Origin of the sequence: Agrobacterium sp. ST15.13.015, assembly GCF_027871645.1 — a bacterium.
GTDB lineage: Bacteria > Pseudomonadota > Alphaproteobacteria > Rhizobiales > Rhizobiaceae > Agrobacterium > Agrobacterium leguminum.
Map to the genome: position 1 here is coordinate 1 of NZ_JAQAHF010000005.1, position 18,909 is coordinate 18,909.

Here is an 18,909-nt window from a genome sequence, read left to right on the forward strand (position 1 = left end):
ATTTCTAACGGGAACCGGAGAAAAAGGCAGCCTTCATGTCGCGACTGGCCCTGTTCCAGGAAACATGCAATAGGAACGGACGAGAGTTTCAGAAGACTTGAGGCGTCCAACGCCTCTTTATAAAGCCAAGAATTGGAGAGCCCGTGCGCATTCTCGATGAAGCCGTCATTTCCGAGCTGCCGAATTATTACCGTGGCAAGGTGCGGGAAAACTACGATCTGCCCGACGGCAACCGCATCATCATATCGACCGATCGCCTTAGCGCATTTGATCGTATACTCACCTGCATACCTTATAAGGGACAGGTATTGACCCAGACGGCACGCTACTGGTTCGAACAAACGAAGGATATTTGTCCGAACCACGTCGTGAGCTATCCCGACCCCAATGTCGTCATCGGCAAGCGGCTGGACATATTGCCGGTCGAGGTGGTGGTTCGCGGTTATCTGGCCGGCACCACCGGCACGTCGATCCTGACCCTTTATAAGAAGGGTGAGCGGCAGATGTACGGCATGAGCCTGCCGGACGGGATGAAGGATAACCAGATTCTGCCCGAACCGGTGATCACGCCGACGAGCAAGGCCTTCGATGGCGGCCATGACGAACCGCTGACGCCGGCCGAGATCGTGGAGAAGAAACTGCTGACGCAGGAGCAATGGGACACGCTTTCCCGTTACGCGCTGGCGCTGTTCAAGCGCGGGCAGGAAATTGCCGCAAAGCAGGGCCTCATTCTCGTCGACACCAAATATGAATTTGGAACGGATGAAAACGGCACGATCATCCTGGCCGATGAGATCCACACGCCCGATAGCAGCCGCTACTGGATGGCCGACAGTTATGACGAAAGCTTCCGCAACGGAACACGGCCGGCAAGCTTCGACAAGGATTTCGTGAGGGCCTGGGTCGCCGAACGCTGCGACCCTTATAAGGACGACGTTCCCGAAATTCCGCAGGACCTCGTCTTGCAGACTTCGAAGGTCTATATTGATGCTTACGAGCGCATCACCGGACAGAGCTTCGTTCCCGACGATAGCGGCGAGACACCGCTTGCAAGAATACGCCGGAACCTGGAGCCGTTCTTCCCCGGAGTATGACCGTGAGCAAAACGATCGAACAGGCGAGAAAGGCCGACAGGAAGAGTGACCGTCCTGTCAGGCGCCGGCCTCGCCGTTCCGCCGAGGAAACGCGGCGGGACATTCTCGCCAAGGCAGAAGAGCTTTTCCGCGAACGTGGTTTCAATGCGGTGGCGATTGCCGATATCGCCGCGGCGCTCGGCATGTCTCCCGCCAACGTCTTCAAGAATTTCAGCTCGAAGAACGCGCTCGTCGATGCGATCGCCTTCGAGCAGATCGGCGCATTCGAACGGGACATCCAGCCGCTGGATAAAAGCCACGCGCCGCTTTCGAGACTGCGCCATCTCGCCCGCACGCTGATGGAACAGCACCACCAGGATCTAAACGACAATCCCTACATATTCGAAATGATCCTGATGACGGCGAAGCAGGACATGAAGTGCGGCGACTATTATAAAGCCGTCATCGCCAACCTGCTCGCCGAGATTATCCGCGACGGTATAGATGCGCGAATCTACGCGCCGGCCGAGATTTCTCCCCTGGCGGAAACCGTGCTCCACGCGCTGACAAGCGTGATTCATCCCGTCCTCATTGCCCGGGAAGATATCGGCAATTTAGCAACACGTTGCGATCAACTCGTCGATTTAATCGACGCGGGATTGCGCAATCCGCTTGCTAAGTGACGATTCCCAATTTACGTCACCTTCTCGCAATTGCTTGCGAAGCGCAAAAGCCTGCGCTTCTATGCGCGTGGCGGTCCGGACAGAATGAGCGAATCGGGTCCTTCCAAGGCCTTCGCCTGTCGTGTCTGTTTCCGGACGCGCATCCGCCGAGCGACATTGCGCTTATAGTTGAATGCGATCGATACGCAGGGAAGAACAATGAGCCGACGTATTTTACCCCTATTTGCTTCTCTGTGTGTGACCGCTCTTCTGGCAGGTTGCAGCGATGGCGGCGAGAGCAGCCAGAACGCCGCCCAGAGCGCCGAGCGTCCGCCGTCCCCGGTCAGCATCATCCTGATGAAGACCAGCGAATATCCCTTGACCACGGTTCTGCCCGGTCGCGCCAGCGCGTTCCAGACAGCGGAAATCCGCCCGCGCGTCACCGGCATCATCCGCGAAATTCCCTTCAAGGAAGGCAGCGAGGTCAAGCAGGGCGATATTCTCTACCAGATCGAGGACAATACCTATCTGGCGGAAGTGGCGCAGGCCAAGGCAAACGTGGCGAAGGCGGAAGCAAGCATTCCGAGCGCCCAGGCGAACCTTGCCCGTTACGAACGCCTGGTCAACAGCGGCGCGACGCAGATCGAATATGAAAACGCCAAGGTGACGCTGCTGCAGGCGCAAGCCGATGTGGCCCAGACCAAGGCGGCGCTGGAAACGGCGGAAATCAACCTCGATCTCACCAAGGTCCGCGCTCCCTTCGACGGCATTACCAGCGCAACCGCTTTCAGCATCGGCAACGTGGTGACGGCCAACCAGACGACGGCTTTGACGACGCTGCGCCGCATCGATCCGATCTATATCGATCTGATGGAATCCAGCATCAATCTTCTGCGTCTGAAAAAGGCGATCTCGGCGGGCCAGCTCGGCGGCGACACAAAGGAGACCGGCATTCACCTGACGCTGGAAGACGGCACGGAATACAAGCATGACGGCAAGATCGACATGTCGGACATGGCCGTGAGCGAAACCACGGGCACCTTCTCCATCCGCGCCCTCTTCGAAAACCCGGACGATCTTCTGCTTCCCGGCACCTATGTCCGCGCCACGCTGACCATCGGCAAGGAAAAAGGCTTCCGCATTCCGCAGCGCGCCGCAAGCCGGAACGCCAATGGCGAACTGACAGCGAAATTCGTGACGGCGGAAAACAAGGTGGAAACCCGCACCTTCCCGTCCAGCCAGCAGTCGGGCAATGCCTGGCTGGTAACTGAGAACGTCAAGGATGGCGACAAGCTCATCGTCGACGGCTTCCAGTGGATCGCCGACGGTGCGACCGTCGCACCGGTTGAAGTGACCATCGACGATCGCGGTATCGTCGTTATGCCGCAGCAAGCTCAGCCTGCCGCCGCCCCCTCGAAATAAGCATGAGCACGAAACCCTCGGTCGAAGCTCGTAAAAGGTAAGGCAGGACTGCCATGGCCCATTTCTTCATCCGGCGCCCCGTGTTTGCATGGGTTATCGCCATCGTCATCATGCTGGGCGGCGCCCTTGCGATCTGGACGCTTTCCATTTCGCAATATCCCGATATCGCACCGACAACGGTACGCGTCAGCGCGACCTATAATGGCGCGAGCGCCGAGACAGTCGAAAAATCGGTGACGACCATCATTGAGGACGGCATGACCGGCCTTGATGACCTCACTTATATGACATCGTCGTCCTCAACCGGCAGCGCCGAAGTGACGCTGACCTTCGGCAATACCATCCTGCCGGACATCGCGCAGGTTCAGGTGCAGAACAAGCTGCAGCTTGTCCAGTCGCAACTGCCTGACACGGTGCAGCAGCAGGGTCTTCAGGTCAGCCGATCCACATCCAGTATTCTGATGGTTGGCGCGCTGATCTCGACCGACGGCAAACGCAACTCGGCCGATCTCGGTGACGTCTTCTCCTCGCGTGTCGAAGACCAGATCAAGCGCCTCGAAGGCGTGGGCAGCATCAACGTCTTCGGTTCCGAATATGCGATGCGCATCTGGCTGGATCCGTTCAAGCTCAACAAGTACCAGCTGACCACGGCCGACGTGACCAGCGCCATCGAGAGCCAGAACACCCAGGTTTCCGTGGGTTCGCTTGGCGCGGTGCCCGCAGTCAAGGGTCAGCAGCTCAACGTGACGGTGACGGCGCAGAGCCAGCTCACCACCGTCGCCGATTTCGAATCGGTCATCCTGAAAGTCGAAAAGGACGGCGCAACCGTTCGCCTGAGCGACGTGGCCCGCATTGAAATCGGCCAGGAAACCTATGGTGGCGATTCCCGTTCGAACGGCCGTCCCTCTGCCGGTTTCGCGGTTAACCTCGCCACGGGTGCCAACGCACTCGATACGGCAGCGCGCGTAAAGTCGGCGCTTTCCGCTGTCGAAGGTTCGCTGCCCGAGGGGGTTTCGATCGAATATCCTTATGACACGACACCCTTCGTGAAGCTATCGATCGAGAAAGTGGTACACACGCTGATCGAGGCGATCATCCTGGTTTTCGTCGTGCTGCTGGTGTTCCTGCAAAACCTCAGAGCCACCTTCATTCCGATGATCGCGGTTCCCGTCGTGCTTCTCGGCACGTTCGGCGTCCTTGCGCTGACAGGATATTCCATCAATACGCTCACCATGTTCGCCATGGTTCTGGCCATCGGCCTTCTCGTTGACGACGCTATCGTCGTTGTCGAAAACGTCGAACGAATCATGTCGGAAGAGGGCTTGTCGCCGGTCGAGGCGACCGAGAAGTCGATGGGCGAGATCACCGGTGCGATCATCGGTATCGCGCTCGTGCTCACCGCCGTGTTCATTCCGATGGCTTTCTTCGGTGGATCGACGGGTATCATCTACCGCCAGTTCTCGGTCACCATCGTTTCGGCCATGTTGCTTTCGGCAGTGGTCGCCATCGTTCTGACGCCGGCGCTCTGTGCCACGATGCTGAAGCCGATCGGCCATCACAAGAAGCAGCGCGGACCGGGCGCCTGGTTCAACCGTGGCTTCGGCAAGACGACGGATGGTTACGTCTCCTCTATCGGTTATCTGCTGAAGCGGCCCCTGCGCGTGATGATTATTTTCGCGATCGTCATCGGCGGCTGCGCCTGGTTCTTCAGCAAGCTGCCCAGCTCGTTCCTGCCACAGGAAGACCAGGGCGTGCTGCTGACGATCATCCAGACGCCGACCGGTTCGAACATCGAACGGACCAATGAGGTGGTAAAGCAGGTCGAAAGCTACTTCCGTGAAAAGGAAGCCGCCAATGTCGAATCGGTTTTCGGCGTTCTCGGCTTCAGCTTCAGCGGTTCTGGCCAGAACAACGCCATCGTCTTCACCAAGCTCAAGGATTTCGCCGAGAGAACAGCCCCCGACCAACACGCCGGCGCCATCGTGCAGCGTGCGATGGGCACCTTCTTCGGTTTCCGCGATGCGCAGGTGTTCCCGCTTCTGCCGCCGGCAATTCAGGGCATGGGCACATCGAGCGGTTTCTCGATGTATCTCGTGGATAGCGGCCGCAACGGCACCGAGGCACTGACCGCCACGTCCAAGGAACTGATCGCGCTTGCGACCAGCAATCCGAAGGTCAGCTCGCTCAGAAGCGACAGCCAGGACAATGAAACGCAGATGAAGATCATTCTCGATCAGGAAAAGATGGGCGCCATGGGTGTCGATCTCTCCTCCGTGAACCTCATGCTGTCGACGATCTTTGCCGGCCGGGATGTCAACGACTTCACGCTGAACGGCGAGCTCAAACCCGTTTATGTTCAGGGTGATGCGCCGTACCGCATGCAGCCGGACGATCTCAAGTTCTGGTATGCCCGCAACACCAGCGGCGAGATGGTGCCTTTCTCTTCCTTCAGCGAGGTGAAGTGGATCAATGCTCCGCCGTCTCTCGCCCGCTTCAACGGCACGGGCGCCATCTCGCTCGAAGGCACCGCCGGTGCGGGCGTTGCATCCGGTGACGCCATGGACGAGATGGAACGCCTGACGGCAAGCCTGCCGGGCGGTTACACCGTGGCGTGGCAGGGCATTTCCTATCAGGAACGCCTTTCCGGCTCGCAGGCGCCGATGCTCTATGCGCTGTCGGTTCTGATCGTGTTCCTTTGCCTTGCCGCCCTTTATGAAAGCTGGTCGATCCCCTTCTCGGTCATCATGGCCGTGCCGGTGGGCGTCCTCGGCGCATTGACCGCGGCGCATTTCTTCGGGCAGTCGAACGACGTCTACTTCAAGGTGGGCCTGCTGACGACCATCGGCCTTGCGGCGAAAAACGCGATTCTGATCGTCGAATTCGCCAAGGAAAGACAGGAGCATGGACTAAGCCTGATGGAAGCGACGCTCGAGGCGGCGAAGCTGCGCCTGCGTCCGATCATCATGACGTCGCTAGCCTTCATCCTGGGTGTCGTGCCTCTCGCAATCGCAACCGGAGCGGGTTCTGCCGCACAAAATGCAATTGGTATCGGGGTGCTGGGTGGTATGCTTTCTGCAACACTGCTCGGAATTTTCTTCGTTCCGTCCTTTTTCGTCATCATTCGTCGCCTTTCAAGGCGTTAACAAAACAAAAATGGGCTGTGCCAACCGTTAATACGCTGCTAGAAATGTTGCCGATTTGGCAAATGCACGTTTCTACGGCATATCGACCGCGCAGCCCATTTGTCAGCAAGCCGCGCTCGGTAAGCCAACCAGAGAATTGGGAAAATTACATGCTGTCTATTCGCGCTACTCTTCCCCTGACAATGCTGCTGCTCTCAGGCTGCGTTGTCGGGCCCGACCACAAGACGCCGGAAATTCAATTGCCGGGAAAGTTTGCGGAAGCCGGAAAAACCAGTAATGGCGACATCAGCACCGTTGCGTGGTGGACAGCCTTTAACGATAGCCGCCTCAATGGTTACGTTTCCACTGGCCTCAGCCAGAACCTGACCGTGATGCAGGCGATCGAGCGCATCAATCAGGCGGAAGCCCAGGTCATCTCGGCCGGCGCGGGCGGTCTGCCGAGCCTGACGGCTAACGGCAGCCACACGACCAGCGAGACCAAGGGCAGCTACCGTGATGTTCCCGTCACCAACGTGTCCTCAGGCAGTCTCAGCGTCTCCTGGCTGCTTGACCTCTTCGGCCGCTATCGCCGCGCCACGGAAAGCGCCAATGCATCGCTCGATGCCGCTTACTCCACCGTCGATGTTCAGCGCCTGACGCTGATTTCTTCGGTCGCAGCAGCCTATATCGATGTGCGTTATTATCAGGAGCGCCTGGCGATTGCCCGTCAGAACCTGGCTTCCCGCCGCGAAACGCTGGACCTCACCAAGCTGCAGCTTGAAGCGGGTGCGGCCTCCCGCCTCGATGTCGTCCAGTCCGAAGGTCTGGTGAACTCGACGCTGTCCGACATTCCGGGCCTCGAAACCAACTTCCGCAAGGCGGCGCATCGCATCGCCACGCTTCTCGGCCTACCGGCCTCATCTCTGATTTCCGAATTGCAGAAGGGCGCACGCCAGCCGGTTGCCCGCAGCATTCCGCGCACCGGCATCCCGGCCGATCTCATCCGCAACCGTCCGGACATTCGTGTCGCCGAACGCAATCTCGCCGCCGCAGTTGCCTCAATCGGTGTCGCGGAAGCGCAGCTCTATCCAAGCATCGAGCTCGGCGGCTCGATCACGCCAAGCTACAATTTCCTGAGCGGTGGCGGCAGGGGAACGGCCAATAGCTGGTCCTTCGGTCCGAGCCTCGTTCTGCCGATTCTCGATGGCGGCAGCATCCGCGCCAATATCGATCTGGCCAACTCCCAGGCGCGTGAGGAATATCTCGTCTGGAAGCAGACGGTGCTGACCGCTGTGGAAGAAGTCGAAAACGCTTTGGCCGCTGTCACCCGCGATCAGCGCACGGCCGATGCATTGCGCAAGACCGTGGCGTCCTATCAGGAAGCGTTGCAGCTTTCGACGGCCAGCTACCGCGACGGCGCCTCCTCGCTGCTCGACGTTCTCGATGCGCAGCGCCAGGTTTCCACCGCACAGGCGAGCCTTGCACAGGCTGTGCAGCAGACCGCGCAGGACTACGTCTCGCTGAACGTAGCGCTTGGCGGCGGTTATGCCGTTGGCCAGACCACGGCTCCGAAGAAGGCGCCCGGCCCAACCCGGACCGCGGCAAAGGCCATGTAAGATACGCCGCAAGGCAAAGAAAAAGCCCGCGTCTCGACGCGGGCTTTTTGTTATTCGTGACACAAAAAAAGCACCGGTCTCCCGGTGCTTCTGTCTAACCGGCCGTCAGGCTCAGTTCTTGGCGCGCTCGACGTAGGAATTGTCTTCCGTCGCGATGACCACGCGGATACCGGCATCGATATGCGGCGGCACCATGGTGCGGATGCCGTTGGAAAGAATGGCCGGCTTGTAGGAAGAAGAAGCCGTCTGGCCCTTAACGACCGGTTCGGTTTCCGTGATTTCCAGCGTGACGTGACGCGGCAGTTCGACGGCCAGCGGATTGCCTTCATGAATGGAAAGAATGCAGGTCATGCCTTCCTGCAGGTAGGCCTTCTGATCGCCCATCGTTTCGGCATCAACCACAACCTGATCGTAGTTCTCCGGGTTCATGAAGTGGAAGCCTTCACCATCTTCATAAAGGAACTGGAAGTTCAGGTCTTCAACGAAAGCGCGCTCGACCTGCTCGGTGGTGCGCCAGCGCTCGGAGACCTTCACGCCGTCAACGATGCGGCGCATGTCCACCTGCGTGACCGGCGTGCCCTTGCCGGGGTGAAAGTTCTGTGCGGTAAGAACGACGTAAAGCTTGCCGTCCACGTCGAGAACATTGCCCTTGCGGACGGATGAGGCGATAACCTTGACCATATGACTTCCTTGTAACTCGATGAAATGCGTCGTAAAGGACTGCGCGGCAGCACCGGCCCCGGCAGACGTTTTGTCTTTTTTCTGGGGCGCAACTACCTCAAATCCGCACGAATTGCCAGCCTTCTACAGCAATTCGCGGAAGAGTACCTAGCGGTTTTCCGCCCGGAATAGCTTTAAATGACGCGATCAGGCGTTTTGCGGGCCGTTTATCCGCAATTGGGCGCCACAGAGAAGACGGAAAAGAACAGAGAATGCGCGCGAGCAACGAGACAATGTCGCCATGGTGGACGCCGGACGTCCACGCCGACCGCCGCGCATTTCTCATTGGGCGCAATGCGATCCAGTCGGCTTTTCGCGGCTACTTCGCCAGCGCCGATTTTCTTGAGGTCGACACTGCTGCATTGCAGATTTCCCCCGGCAACGAAGCGCATCTGCATGCTTTCGCCACGCAGGGCCTGACGCCGGCCGGCGACGCCGTGCCGCTTTATCTGCACACCTCGCCTGAATTCGCCTGCAAGAAGCTGCTCGCCGCCGGTGAAAAACGCATCACCTGTTTTGCCCATGTTTACAGAAACCGGGAACGAGGCCCCCTGCACCATCCGGAATTCACCATGCTGGAATGGTACCGGGTCAGCGAAACCTATGAGAGCCTGATGAAGGACAGCGCCAATCTTCTGGCGCTGGCAGCCGAAACGGCAAAGACGAAAAATTTCGCCTATCGCGGCCGCAGCGTTGATCCTTTCCTCGAGCCGGAGCGGGTAAGCGTCGCCGAAGCCTTCGAGCGATATGCGGGCGTCGACCTGCTGGCCACCATCAGCCGAAACGGCGAAACCGACGCTCGCCATCTTGCGGCGAACCTCACCGAGGCCGGGATCCGCGTGGCCGACGACGATACCTGGGCAGATATGTTCAGCCGCGTCATCGTGGAGCGGGTGGAGCCGGAGCTGGGTTTCGGCAGGGCGACCATTCTCGATGAATATCCGACCTGTGAGGCGGCCCTTGCCCGCAAGTCGCCCAAGGATGCGCGGGTGGCGGAGCGTTTCGAGCTATATGCCTGCGGCGTTGAACTCGCCAATGCCTTCGGCGAATTGACCGACGCCGCCGAGCAGAGGCGGCGTTTCGAAATGGAAATGGCCGAGAAGCAGCGGGTTTACGGCGAAACCTATCCGCTTGACGAGGACTTTCTGGCCGCGCTGGCAATCATGCCGCCGGCAAGCGGCATAGCGCTCGGTTTCGACCGGCTGGTGATGCTGGCAACCGGCGCGCCCCGTATCGATCTCGTCATGTGGGCCCCAGTCGCGGAATATGGACGATGACAGGGCTTGAGACCATCAAGACAGCCGAAGCACTTCTCGAAGCGGGGCTTATCGAAGCCGAAGCGCTCGAGACGCTGCGCACTGTGACGCAACGTTACGCGCTCGCCATCACGCCATCGATTGCCGGGCTGATCGACAGCCGCGACCCGCAGGATCCCATCGCCCGACAATTCGTTCCTGACCCGGCCGAACTCGTTCATCTTCCTGAAGAACGGGACGATCCGATTGGCGACGACGCGCACAGCCCCGTCCACGGCATCGTCCACCGTTATCCCGACCGGGTGCTTTTAAAGGCAGTGCATGTCTGCCCCGTTTATTGCCGCTTCTGTTTCCGCCGGGAGATGGTCGGACCGCAGGGCAACGGCATGATGAGCCCGGCGGAACTTGACGCCGCATTCGGCTATATAAAGGCCAATCCCGCCATCTGGGAGGTCATCCTGACCGGTGGCGATCCGCTGGTGCTTTCCCCACGGCGCTTGTCCGACCTGATGACGCGCCTGAGAGACATACCGCATGTGAAGATCGTCCGCTTCCACACCCGCGTGCCGGTTGTCGATCCTGACCGTATCGATGCGGCGCTGATCGATGCGCTGAAGGCCAGCGGCAAAACCACCTATGTGGCCCTGCACGCGAATCATTCCCGTGAACTCGGCGAAGCCGCAAGGCAGGCCTCGGCACGCCTGATCGACGCCGGTATCGCCATGGTGAGCCAGACGGTCCTTTTGAAAGGCGTCAATGACGACCCGGCGGTTCTTGCCGAGTTGATGCGCGCCTTTGTCGAGACCCGTATCAAGCCTTATTACCTGCATCATCCCGATCTTGCGCCTGGCACCAGCCATTTCCGGCTGACGATAGAAGAGGGGCAGCGAATCGTTTCCGCTTTGCGGGGGCATGTCTCCGGCCTTTGCCAGCCGACCTATGTTCTCGACATTCCCGGCGGCCACGGCAAGGCGGCAATTGGCAGAAATGCGGCCGAAAAAACCCGCGATGGCTGTTATTCCGTTTCCGACTTCAACGGAAACGATCATGTTTATCCACCACCAGCCACCGGCGACGATTAAAAAATACATAAAAAGCCTGCTACAGCGGGCTTTTCGCGGCGGCAGCCGACGAAAACAAAAATTTCACATTTCCGCCCCTCTCCTGTCATCATAAAGAAAAATATTCTACCTATAACAATCAGCATTGATTTTAGTGCTGGTCTGGATTATCAGTGTGGAACTGGAGAACGAGTCTCCTGATTCCGGGCCAACACCAATACAGGGAGTGTGTCATGTCAAAACATATCAACATCAACGCAATCCTTGGTTTTGAGTCCTGGAACGCTGGATTTAAATCCACGTGTTCCCGCTGCTGTCGAATGTGACTTAACGGTCTCAATTTACTGAAAATCAGTTCGACAACATGCTGTGTGAAGTAGCCACAGCGGGAGTATATCTATGCAGAAGCAAGTTATTGAATTCGCTGGCGAACCCGTCGGCATCGTCATCCCGGATAATGACCGGTTGAAGTTCATCGCGGTGAAGTTCCACGTTCACGACCTGGACGAACAGAAGTTCGACAGCGCCGACGACGTGCGGATTGCGATCCGCGATCTCGTGCGCAACCGGAATCTGGCCGCAGTCGCCTGATGCGGGAAAACTTTCGCCCGCTCACAGAACCGTCAAAACCAGAGCGCGCCAAATATCGGACCCCGAACAGCGGCCCGATGGCGCGCTTTTTTCTCGGTTGACAAGCCATCTACCCGCCTGGCACCAGCCATTCAGGGTGTATCAAAAGCTCCGATGCACTAAGCTAAAAAGCGCCTGAAAATCAGGACTAGAGCCGAACGCCACGTACGCGGTCTTCCTGACGTACCCAACTCTTCCCTCATTCCTGTGCTCGTCACAGGAATCTAGCCAGACCAAGTCCTTGGGCTGAAAGGCCTCACCCTCCGCGCAGACGCGCGTCGACTGGATTCCTGTGAAAAGCACAGGAATGAGGGCCGAGCTTGTATCGAAGGTTCGAATTGCGGGTCAGAATGCAGTAAACGTCAGCGTCGTCAGCGAACGCACGATTCCCGGAATATTGACGATGTTCTGGTTGATGAACTTGCCGATATCTTCTTCCTGCGGCAGATAGATTTTCAGCAGCAGATCATATTCACCGCTGGTGGAATAAAGCTCGGAAACCAGTTCCGTCTTATAGATGGCGTCGGCGACATCATAGGTCTTGCCGGGCTCACATTGAAGCTGAACGAAAATGGGCTTCACGGACATCTCCCGTATTTGAACTTTCGGTGCATGGCTGCTCGCGCCACGCGTCATGGCCCACTATTGGCTGAGCAGCGTCCGTCTTGCAAGACCGCTTACCGGTTTACGCCGAAAACTCCGCGGTCCTGCCGTTCGCGCCAGTTGCGGCCTCGGAAACGATCCACCGCCGAAAACTTTCGAGCGGCGCATAACCGGCGCGATCCGGCATGCAGGCGAGGTAATAGGCTTCCTCGCTCTCCACTTCCCCCGCAACAGCCGCAACCAGACGACCGCTTCGCAACTCCTCCTCGATCATGAAAGAAGGAATGAGCGAGGCTCCAACCCCGGCGCTCGCCGCCTCGGCAATCGTCGTGAACTGATCGAAAAGCATGCCATGCACATTGTCGAAACTGACGTCATGGCTGCGAAACCATTGCTCCCAGGCATCCGGCCGAGTCGTCATGTGCAGCAACGGGACATTCAACAGATCGTCCGGCCTTGAAAGTCCGTGTCGCGCCTTGAAGGCCGGGCTGCACACCGGAATGACCTTTTCGTGCATCAGGAAAACCAGCTCGGTACCCGGCCAATGCGGCAATCCGAAATGGATGGCCGCATCGACTGTGTCGGTGCGGAAATCGAACAGCGATGACCGCGTCAGAAGATTGACCGAAACGCCGGGGTGTCTGGCGATGAAATCGGGAAGGCGCGGCACAAGCCAGCGCGTGCCGAAGCTCGGCAGAACCCCGAGGTTGAGCGTGCCGCCATCCGGATTGGCACGCAGGTTGAGCGAGGCCGTCGATATGCGCCGCAAGGCCTCGCGGATTTCCCGCGCATAGCCCTCCCCCGCCCTTGTCAGCCGGATCGTCTGCCTCTCGCGCAGGAATAGCGCCACGCCAAGCTGCTCTTCGAGCGCCAGGATTTGGCGGCTGACCGCACCCTGCGTCAGCCCCAGTTCCCTCGCGGCGGCGGTGACGCTGCCCGTCCGGGAAGCGGCTTCGAAAGCCGCCAGCAGCGAAAGCGACGGCAGAAAACGGCGTGGCGGCAGGACCATATTCCCTCACGGAATGAACTCTTGACGATATGTCGATATTCAACAGGCAAGACCGCTTGTAAAGTCTTATAAACAAGGGCTTGTCACTCATACGAAGAACAAATGAACTGGCCCGGAACACGGTGGAACGATGTATAATGACCCCCGCTCGCACGGCCTCTGGGAAAAGACCGCGCCGCAGCCGCCCGTAACGCCCGCCTTGCAGGGCGCAGCAGTTGCCGATGTTGTCGTCGTCGGAGGTGGTTTTACCGGCCAGTCTGCCGCCCTTCATCTTGCCGAACGCGGTGTGGATGTCGTTCTTCTCGAAGCAAGGGAAATCGGCTTCGGCGGCGCAGGCCGCAATGTCGGCCTCATCAATGGCGGCATGTGGGTCATGCCGAAAGAGCTACCCGGCGTGCTGGGCGAGGTTTACGGCGAGCGCCTTCTCGATCTTCTGGGCAATGCCCCGCTTCTCGTGCGTGAACTGGTGGAAAAACACGCAATTCCCTGCGAGATCGAAAAAAACGGCACGCTCCATTGCGCCGTCGGAGAAAAAGGGCTCGCCGAAATCCGTGAGCGCTGCGAACAATGGGCGGAGAGAGGCGCACCCGTCCGCATCCTCGATGCCGAAGAGACAGCGAGACGTACCGGCAGTACGGGCTATTCCGGTGCGCTTCTGGATACACGCGCCGGCACGATACAGCCGCTTGCCTATGTTCGAGGCCTTGCCGCAGCCGCCCATAAAGCGGGCGTGCGCCTGCACAACGAAAGCCCCGTGGTAGCGACCGAACGCAGCAACGGAAAATGGGTGGTGAAGACGTCGCAAGGGTGTGTAACCGCCAACTGGATCGTTGTTGCCACAGAAGCCTATAGCACCGGCCCATGGCGGATCGTTCGCGATGAACAGGTCTACCTGCCCTATTTTAATTTTGCGACGAGACCGCTCGGCGATAACCTGCAAAAGAGCATCCTGCCCGGCCGTGAAGGCTGCTGGGATACGAAGGAGATTCTCTCATCCTTCCGCATGGACAAAGCCGGCCGGCTGGTCTTCGGCAGCGTCGGCGCCCTGCGCGGCAGCGGCACCGCCATTCATCGCGCCTGGGCGAAGCGCTCGCTGAAGCGGCTTTTTCCGCAGCTCGGGGATACGGAATTCGAATGTGAATGGTACGGCCAAATAGGCATGACGGACAATGCCGTGCCCCGCTTTCACAAATTCGCTGAAAATGTCGTCGGCTTTTCAGGCTATAACGGCCGCGGCATCGCGCCGGGCACGGCCTTCGGCAAGGTCATTGCGCAGCATATTCTCGGTGAAATTGCTGAAGCCGAATTGCCGCTGCCTTTGACGGAGCCGAAAGCGCAGACTTTCCGGACGGTGAAGGAAGCCTATTACGAGGCAGGCGCACAGATCGCCCATTTCGCCGGCGAGCGTTTTTGATCGGACACGGAGCCGCTTCAAGGAACGACATCATCCTTGGGCTTGTCTCAAGGATTTAATCACATTCAATAAAATGAAGACGTTGCTGATGCGCGGGACAAGCCCGAAGCATGGCGAGGAGAGCTCTTCGAGCTTAACCACCTCTCTAAACAGACATCCGGCAGCCTCTTTTCCTCATCCCATCGATATATCCTTGAAAATATAATGATTGCCCTATAGGCCTATCGATATATTCATCGGGATATCTCGAACCGGGGGTAACAGACCATGAGACTTTTGCGTCGCAGCTTCTTCAAAACCATTGCCGCAGCCACATCCTTCTGGATAGCGGCCTCACTCGCGGCCGTTCCGGCCAATGCAGCCGAAAAAGTCACGGTGTTTGCCGCCGCAAGCATGAAAAACGCACTCGATGCTCTCAACGCCGAATGGGCAAAGGAAAGCGGTAACGAAGCAACCGTTTCTTATGCAGCAAGCTCGGCGCTGGCCAAGCAGATCGAGCAGGGCGCACCGGCGGATATCTTCATTTCCGCCGATCTTGCGTGGATGGACTATGTCGCCGAAAAGAAGCTGATCAACGCTGACACCCGCTCCAATCTTCTCGGCAACCGCATTGTTCTCGTCGCTCCCGCAGACAAGGCAAAGCCGGTCGAGATCAAGCAAGGCTTCGATCTTGCCGCTCTGGTGGGCGATGGCCGTCTGGCCATGGGTGCGGTCGATTCCGTGCCGGCGGGCAAATACGGCAAGGCCGCTCTGGAAAAACTCGGCGTCTGGTCCTCGGTCGAACAGAAGGTCGCCGGCGCGGAAAGCGTGCGTGCCGCCCTGCTGCTCGTCTCGCGCGGCGAAGCACCCTATGGCATCGTCTACCAGACCGACGCCGCCGCCGATCCGGGTGTGAAGATCGTCGGCACCTTCCCGGAAGACAGCCATCCGCCGATCATCTACCCGGTCGCCATTCTTTCGGAAGCCAAGTCCCCGGTAGCAAAAGCGTATCTGGATTTCCTGAAATCGGCCAAGGCAACGCCCTTCTTCGAAAAGCAAGGCTTTACCGTTTTGAAATAAACTGCCTTTCGTGGCCCCAACGGACGGGCCGCCAGAGATGACGATTGCAGGATATGGCATTGCATTGGTGGACACTCAGCCCTGAAGAATGGACGGCGATCAGGCTCAGCCTGTGGGTGTCGTCCATCGCCATGCTTGCCAGCCTGCCTTTCGGAATTCTGGTCGCCGTGGCGCTCGCGCGCGGCCGCTTCTGGGGCAAGTCTCTCCTCAACGGCATCGTCCACCTGCCGCTCATCCTGCCGCCCGTCGTCACCGGCTTTCTGCTGCTCGTCCTGTTCGGCCGCAGGGGCGCGATCGGGCAATTTCTCGATAGCTGGTTCGGCATCGTCTTTTCCTTCCGCTGGACCGGGGCGGCGCTCGCCTGCGCCGTCATGGCCTTTCCGCTGATGGTGCGTTCCATCCGCCTCTCCATAGAAGCGGTGGACCGCAAGCTGGAAGAGGCCGCGGGAACATTGGGGGCAAGCCCGTTCTGGGTGTTCCTCACCGTCACCCTGCCCTTGACCCTGCCCGGCATCATTGCCGGCATGATTCTGGCTTTCGCCAAAGCCATGGGCGAGTTCGGCGCGACCATCACCTTCGTGTCCAATATTCCCGGCGAGACCCAGACTTTGTCCGCCGCCATCTATACCTTCACTCAGGTTCCGGGCGGCGATGCCGGCGCCTTGCGGCTAACCATTGTCTCTGTCGTGATTTCCATGCTCGCGTTGCTCGTCTCGGAGTTTCTGGCCCGCATCGTCGGCAAACGGGTGAGCATGGAATGACGCTTTCGGTCGCCACCCGCCATCGCCTCGGCTCTTTCGAACTCGATGCGTCATTCACCTCCGAAGGCGGCGTCACCACGCTGTTCGGACGCTCCGGCTCCGGCAAAACTTCGATGATCCGCATCATAGCAGGCCTGCTGCGGCCGGATGAGGGACAGGTTTTGCTCGATGGCGAAGTGCTGGCCGATAGCGGAACACGGCTGTTCCTGCCGGCTCATAAACGCCGCTTCGGTTATGTTTTTCAGGAAGCACGGCTCTTCCCGCATCTCAGCGTGGCGCAGAACCTGCATTACGGCCGCTGGTTCGCCGTGAACAAAGCCGGGAGCGCGAATGAAGACCGCATCGTCGACATGCTCGGCATCGGCCATCTCTTGCAGCGCCGGCCGGACAAACTTTCCGGTGGCGAAAAACAGCGTGTCGCGATTGGCCGCGCGCTCCTCTCATCACCCAGGCTGCTGCTGATGGACGAGCCGCTCGCCTCGCTCGACGAGGAGCGAAAAGCCGAGATCATTCCCTATCTCGAGCGGCTGCGCGACGAGACAAAAATCCCGATCGTCTATGTCAGCCATTCTATTCAGGAGGTCGCCCGCCTCGCCGACCGCATCGTGGTGATGAAGGACGGCAAGGTGGAGGCGCAGGGAAAAGCGGCCGACGTGCTTTCCAGACCGGATTTCAGCGCGCATCTCGAACGACGCGAGGCGGGCAGCATTCTTTCCGGGCACATTGAAAGCTTTGATGAGCGACATGGCCTCGCCGCCGTGAGGCTAAAGACCATGATGCTCCATGTTCCGGCAAAGAGGGGAACGGCCGGCAGCCCCGCACGGGTGCTCATACCGGCGCGCGACGTGATGCTGGCAACCGTAAAACCCGAAGGCTTAAGCGCGCTCAACATTCTCGCGGGCCATATCGCGACTGTTTCGGCCAGCGAAGACGGCATGGTCACGGTTCAGGTGGATTGCGGCGGCGACATCATCCAGTCGCGCATCACCGATCTGTCACGCGAGAGGCTGGAGCTGGAGCCCGGAAAACCGGTACACGCGATCATAAAGTCGGCGGCTCTCGATCCCTATTGAGGGCCGCATCGGGATTGCGGTTGGTCTCCAGCCAGTCGATATCCGCGCGCAAGGCCTCGTTCATCCGCTTTTCCATGCCCCGATAGCGCTCCAGCACCTCAGTGCCAAAAGCGGTCAGTGCCGCACCGCCGCCCTGTTTGCCGCCACGCTGCGATTCGATAACCGGTTGCCTGAACATATGGTTCAGCGCATCCACCAGCAGCCATGCGCGACGATAGGACATGTCCATCGCCCGCCCTGCGGCAGCGATGGAGCCGGTCTCGACAATCAGCTCCATCAATTCGATCTTGCCATGGCCGAGACGTTCCCCGGGTGGAAAGTCGATACGAAGAACAGGCTTCAGTGGAGAAAGGGCCTCACTCATCGTTCAAAGGCTCCGTCCATGAAGATCGCGATAGGCTTTTTGCGCTCCATGCACCGGCAAGGCCGTCGCCTCATAGATGCCACGCGCGACCGCGCGCGCCATTACCATGGTCGCCAGATGGCAAAGCTCGGCGAAATGAACGCCGCCCTCAAGCGGCTTTTCACCGGTCGAGGCCGCGAACATGGTGTCGCCGTCGCTTGGCAAATGGGCGGGCAGAACGGCGCGCGCCAGCCCGTCATGCGCCATGATGGAAAGGCGATGCGCCTGCGCCTTGGTCAGCGCGGCATCCGTCACCACCGCACCGATGGTCGTTGCCGTGAGATTGACCCCCTTGAGGCGCAGCGCGGTATGATCCGGCTCGAAACGATCGGGAAAACCGCAATCGCCGTATTCACCCTGCACTTCAAACGGCGCGGACCAGAAATGGCGGCTCGTTCCAACGGTTGCCGAGCCGAGCGCATTGACGGCAACGATGGCCGCCACCTTATAACCGCCGGAACTGACGGCGCTTGCCGAACCGAGCCCGCCCTTGAAGGTGGCGGTCGTCGCACCCGTTCCGGCCCCGACCGTTCCAAGTGGGAAGGGCTCCGGACGCGCCGCCTTGAAGGCCGCATATCCCATCTCGCGATAGGGCGAATGCAGTCCCCAGTCCTTGTCGCCGCCATTCAGCAGATCCATCAGGATCGCCTGCGGCACGATGGGAACGCGGGTGGAACCCACCTGCAGGCCGCGTCCGATTTCGCGCAGCCCGGCCTGAACGCCGCCCGCCGCATCCAGCCCGAAGGCAGAACCGCCTGACAGCACGAAGGCATCCACCGTTTCCACCGTCATCGCGGGATCGAGCAGTCCGGTATCGCGCCCGCCCGGCGCACCACCCAAAACAGAACCGGAAGCGATGGCGGGCTTTTCGAAAACAATCGCCGTGACACCGGAGCCGAGAGCAAGATCGGTGACATTGCCGACCGAAACGCCGCCGATATCCGTCAGAAGATTGGTGAGTGCCGCCATGCCGTTTCCCTTTTTCTCCCGGTATCCCGCCACCATCAGGCACTGTCAACGCAAAA

17 protein-coding genes are annotated in these 18,909 nt (G+C 59.3%); 12 read left to right on the forward strand and 5 right to left on the reverse strand.

Going from position 1 to position 18,909, the window contains the following annotated elements; genetic code table 11:
• The first annotated feature begins 143 nt into the window (after nt 1-143).
• The 5 genes from PIB16_RS09245 to PIB16_RS09265 all read left to right on the forward strand — a co-directional run bounded on the left by PIB16_RS09245 (nt 144) and on the right by PIB16_RS09265 (nt 7,895).
• Nucleotides 144-1,094: a phosphoribosylaminoimidazolesuccinocarboxamide synthase gene (locus PIB16_RS09245; protein WP_065657018.1), complete on the forward strand. Its 951-nt coding sequence runs from the start codon at nt 144-146 to the stop codon at nt 1,092-1,094.
• A gap of 2 nt (nt 1,095-1,096) precedes the next feature.
• Nucleotides 1,097-1,756 (forward strand): TetR/AcrR family transcriptional regulator, encoded by a 660-nt coding sequence (locus PIB16_RS09250; RefSeq protein ID WP_065657017.1) that lies wholly within the window; start codon nt 1,097-1,099, stop codon nt 1,754-1,756.
• Nucleotides 1,757-1,954: 198 nt separating this feature from the next.
• Nucleotides 1,955-3,157 carry an efflux RND transporter periplasmic adaptor subunit gene (locus tag PIB16_RS09255; RefSeq protein WP_271045491.1) on the forward strand — a complete coding sequence of 401 codons (1,203 nt, stop codon included), beginning with the start codon at nt 1,955-1,957 and terminating at the stop codon, nt 3,155-3,157.
• Nucleotides 3,158-3,210: 53 nt separating this feature from the next.
• On the forward strand, nt 3,211-6,300 hold the full coding sequence (locus tag PIB16_RS09260; RefSeq protein WP_271045492.1) for an efflux RND transporter permease subunit: 3,090 nt from the start codon (nt 3,211-3,213) through the stop codon (nt 6,298-6,300).
• Between the two features lie 149 nt (nt 6,301-6,449).
• A complete protein-coding gene (locus tag PIB16_RS09265) occupies nt 6,450-7,895 on the forward strand; it encodes an efflux transporter outer membrane subunit (RefSeq protein ID WP_065657015.1) in 1,446 nt (481 codons plus the stop codon).
• Between the two features lie 111 nt (nt 7,896-8,006).
• On the opposite strand, the gene efp is transcribed toward PIB16_RS09265, so the two are convergent.
• Nucleotides 8,007-8,576 carry an elongation factor P gene (gene efp / locus PIB16_RS09270; protein WP_003504809.1) on the reverse strand — a complete coding sequence of 190 codons (570 nt, stop codon included), beginning with the start codon at nt 8,574-8,576 and terminating at the stop codon, nt 8,007-8,009.
• A gap of 251 nt (nt 8,577-8,827) precedes the next feature.
• Here efp and epmA point away from each other — a divergent pair, with 251 nt between their 5' ends.
• The 3 genes from epmA to PIB16_RS09285 all read left to right on the forward strand — a co-directional run bounded on the left by epmA (nt 8,828) and on the right by PIB16_RS09285 (nt 11,523).
• On the forward strand, nt 8,828-9,892 hold the full coding sequence (epmA, locus tag PIB16_RS09275; protein WP_271045493.1) for an EF-P lysine aminoacylase EpmA: 1,065 nt from the start codon (nt 8,828-8,830) through the stop codon (nt 9,890-9,892).
• Nucleotides 9,889-10,953, forward strand: a complete 1,065-nt coding sequence (locus tag PIB16_RS09280) for a lysine-2,3-aminomutase-like protein (protein WP_271045494.1) — start codon at nt 9,889-9,891, stop codon at nt 10,951-10,953. Before epmA ends, PIB16_RS09280 begins: the two co-directional genes overlap by 4 nt.
• A 378-nt stretch (nt 10,954-11,331) precedes the next feature.
• Nucleotides 11,332-11,523, forward strand: coding sequence for a hypothetical protein (locus PIB16_RS09285; RefSeq protein WP_003492264.1), 192 nt, complete (start codon nt 11,332-11,334; stop codon nt 11,521-11,523).
• A 384-nt stretch (nt 11,524-11,907) separates the two neighbouring features.
• On the opposite strand, the gene PIB16_RS09290 is transcribed toward PIB16_RS09285, so the two are convergent.
• Nucleotides 11,908-12,144, reverse strand: a complete 237-nt coding sequence (locus PIB16_RS09290; protein ID WP_003521320.1) for an Lrp/AsnC ligand binding domain-containing protein — start codon at nt 12,142-12,144, stop codon at nt 11,908-11,910.
• 103 nt (nt 12,145-12,247) lie between these two features.
• On the reverse strand, nt 12,248-13,174 hold the full coding sequence (locus tag PIB16_RS09295; RefSeq protein ID WP_220317657.1) for a LysR family transcriptional regulator: 927 nt from the start codon (nt 13,172-13,174) through the stop codon (nt 12,248-12,250).
• 130 nt (nt 13,175-13,304) lie between these two features.
• On the opposite strand from PIB16_RS09295, the gene PIB16_RS09300 reads away from it, so the two are divergent.
• The 4 genes from PIB16_RS09300 to modC all read left to right on the forward strand — a co-directional run bounded on the left by PIB16_RS09300 (nt 13,305) and on the right by modC (nt 17,481).
• Nucleotides 13,305-14,588 (forward strand): NAD(P)/FAD-dependent oxidoreductase, encoded by a 1,284-nt coding sequence (locus tag PIB16_RS09300; RefSeq protein WP_271045495.1) that lies wholly within the window; start codon nt 13,305-13,307, stop codon nt 14,586-14,588.
• Nucleotides 14,589-14,855: 267 nt separating this feature from the next.
• The gene (gene modA / locus PIB16_RS09305) at nt 14,856-15,647 is read left to right on the forward strand and encodes a molybdate ABC transporter substrate-binding protein (protein ID WP_271045496.1); all 792 of its coding nucleotides are present in this window, start codon (nt 14,856-14,858) and stop codon (nt 15,645-15,647) included.
• 53 nt (nt 15,648-15,700) lie between these two features.
• On the forward strand, nt 15,701-16,408 hold the full coding sequence (gene modB / locus PIB16_RS09310) for a molybdate ABC transporter permease subunit (protein ID WP_020813461.1): 708 nt from the start codon (nt 15,701-15,703) through the stop codon (nt 16,406-16,408).
• Nucleotides 16,405-17,481, forward strand: coding sequence for a molybdenum ABC transporter ATP-binding protein (gene modC / locus PIB16_RS09315; RefSeq protein ID WP_271045497.1), 1,077 nt, complete (start codon nt 16,405-16,407; stop codon nt 17,479-17,481). The genes modB and modC overlap by 4 nt, the downstream gene beginning before the upstream one ends.
• Here modC and PIB16_RS09320 read toward each other — a convergent pair.
• Together PIB16_RS09320 and PIB16_RS09325 are read right to left on the reverse strand one after the other, a co-directional pair.
• Nucleotides 17,450-17,845, reverse strand: a complete 396-nt coding sequence (locus tag PIB16_RS09320; protein WP_271045498.1) for a winged helix-turn-helix domain-containing protein — start codon at nt 17,843-17,845, stop codon at nt 17,450-17,452. The two genes, modC and PIB16_RS09320, sit on opposite strands and share 32 nt — an antisense overlap.
• Nucleotides 17,846-17,848: 3 nt before the next feature.
• Entirely contained in the window at nt 17,849-18,853 is a 1,005-nt protein-coding gene (locus tag PIB16_RS09325) for a P1 family peptidase (protein ID WP_271045499.1), read from the reverse strand.
• Nucleotides 18,854-18,909: the final 56 nt, after the last annotated feature.

Bases quoted from the DNA above. Each gene is read 5' to 3' on its own strand.
- PIB16_RS09265 (WP_065657015.1), top strand. From the start codon at position 6,450: ATGCTGTCTATTCGCGCTACTCTTCCCCTGACAATGCTGCTGCTCTCA.
- PIB16_RS09320 (WP_271045498.1), bottom strand. From the start codon at position 17,845: ATGAGTGAGGCCCTTTCTCCACTGAAGCCTGTTCTTCGTATCGACTTT.
- PIB16_RS09255 (WP_271045491.1), top strand. From the start codon at position 1,955: ATGAGCCGACGTATTTTACCCCTATTTGCTTCTCTGTGTGTGACCGCT.
- efp (WP_003504809.1), bottom strand. From the start codon at position 8,576: ATGGTCAAGGTTATCGCCTCATCCGTCCGCAAGGGCAATGTTCTCGAC.
- PIB16_RS09285 (WP_003492264.1), top strand. From the start codon at position 11,332: ATGCAGAAGCAAGTTATTGAATTCGCTGGCGAACCCGTCGGCATCGTC.
- modB (WP_020813461.1), top strand. From the start codon at position 15,701: ATGGCATTGCATTGGTGGACACTCAGCCCTGAAGAATGGACGGCGATC.
- PIB16_RS09295 (WP_220317657.1), bottom strand. From the start codon at position 13,174: ATGGTCCTGCCGCCACGCCGTTTTCTGCCGTCGCTTTCGCTGCTGGCG.
- modA (WP_271045496.1), top strand. From the start codon at position 14,856: ATGAGACTTTTGCGTCGCAGCTTCTTCAAAACCATTGCCGCAGCCACA.
- modC (WP_271045497.1), top strand. From the start codon at position 16,405: ATGACGCTTTCGGTCGCCACCCGCCATCGCCTCGGCTCTTTCGAACTC.
- PIB16_RS09300 (WP_271045495.1), top strand. From the start codon at position 13,305: ATGTATAATGACCCCCGCTCGCACGGCCTCTGGGAAAAGACCGCGCCG.
- epmA (WP_271045493.1), top strand. From the start codon at position 8,828: ATGCGCGCGAGCAACGAGACAATGTCGCCATGGTGGACGCCGGACGTC.
- PIB16_RS09260 (WP_271045492.1), top strand. From the start codon at position 3,211: ATGGCCCATTTCTTCATCCGGCGCCCCGTGTTTGCATGGGTTATCGCC.
- PIB16_RS09280 (WP_271045494.1), top strand. From the start codon at position 9,889: ATGACAGGGCTTGAGACCATCAAGACAGCCGAAGCACTTCTCGAAGCG.
- PIB16_RS09325 (WP_271045499.1), bottom strand. From the start codon at position 18,853: ATGGCGGCACTCACCAATCTTCTGACGGATATCGGCGGCGTTTCGGTC.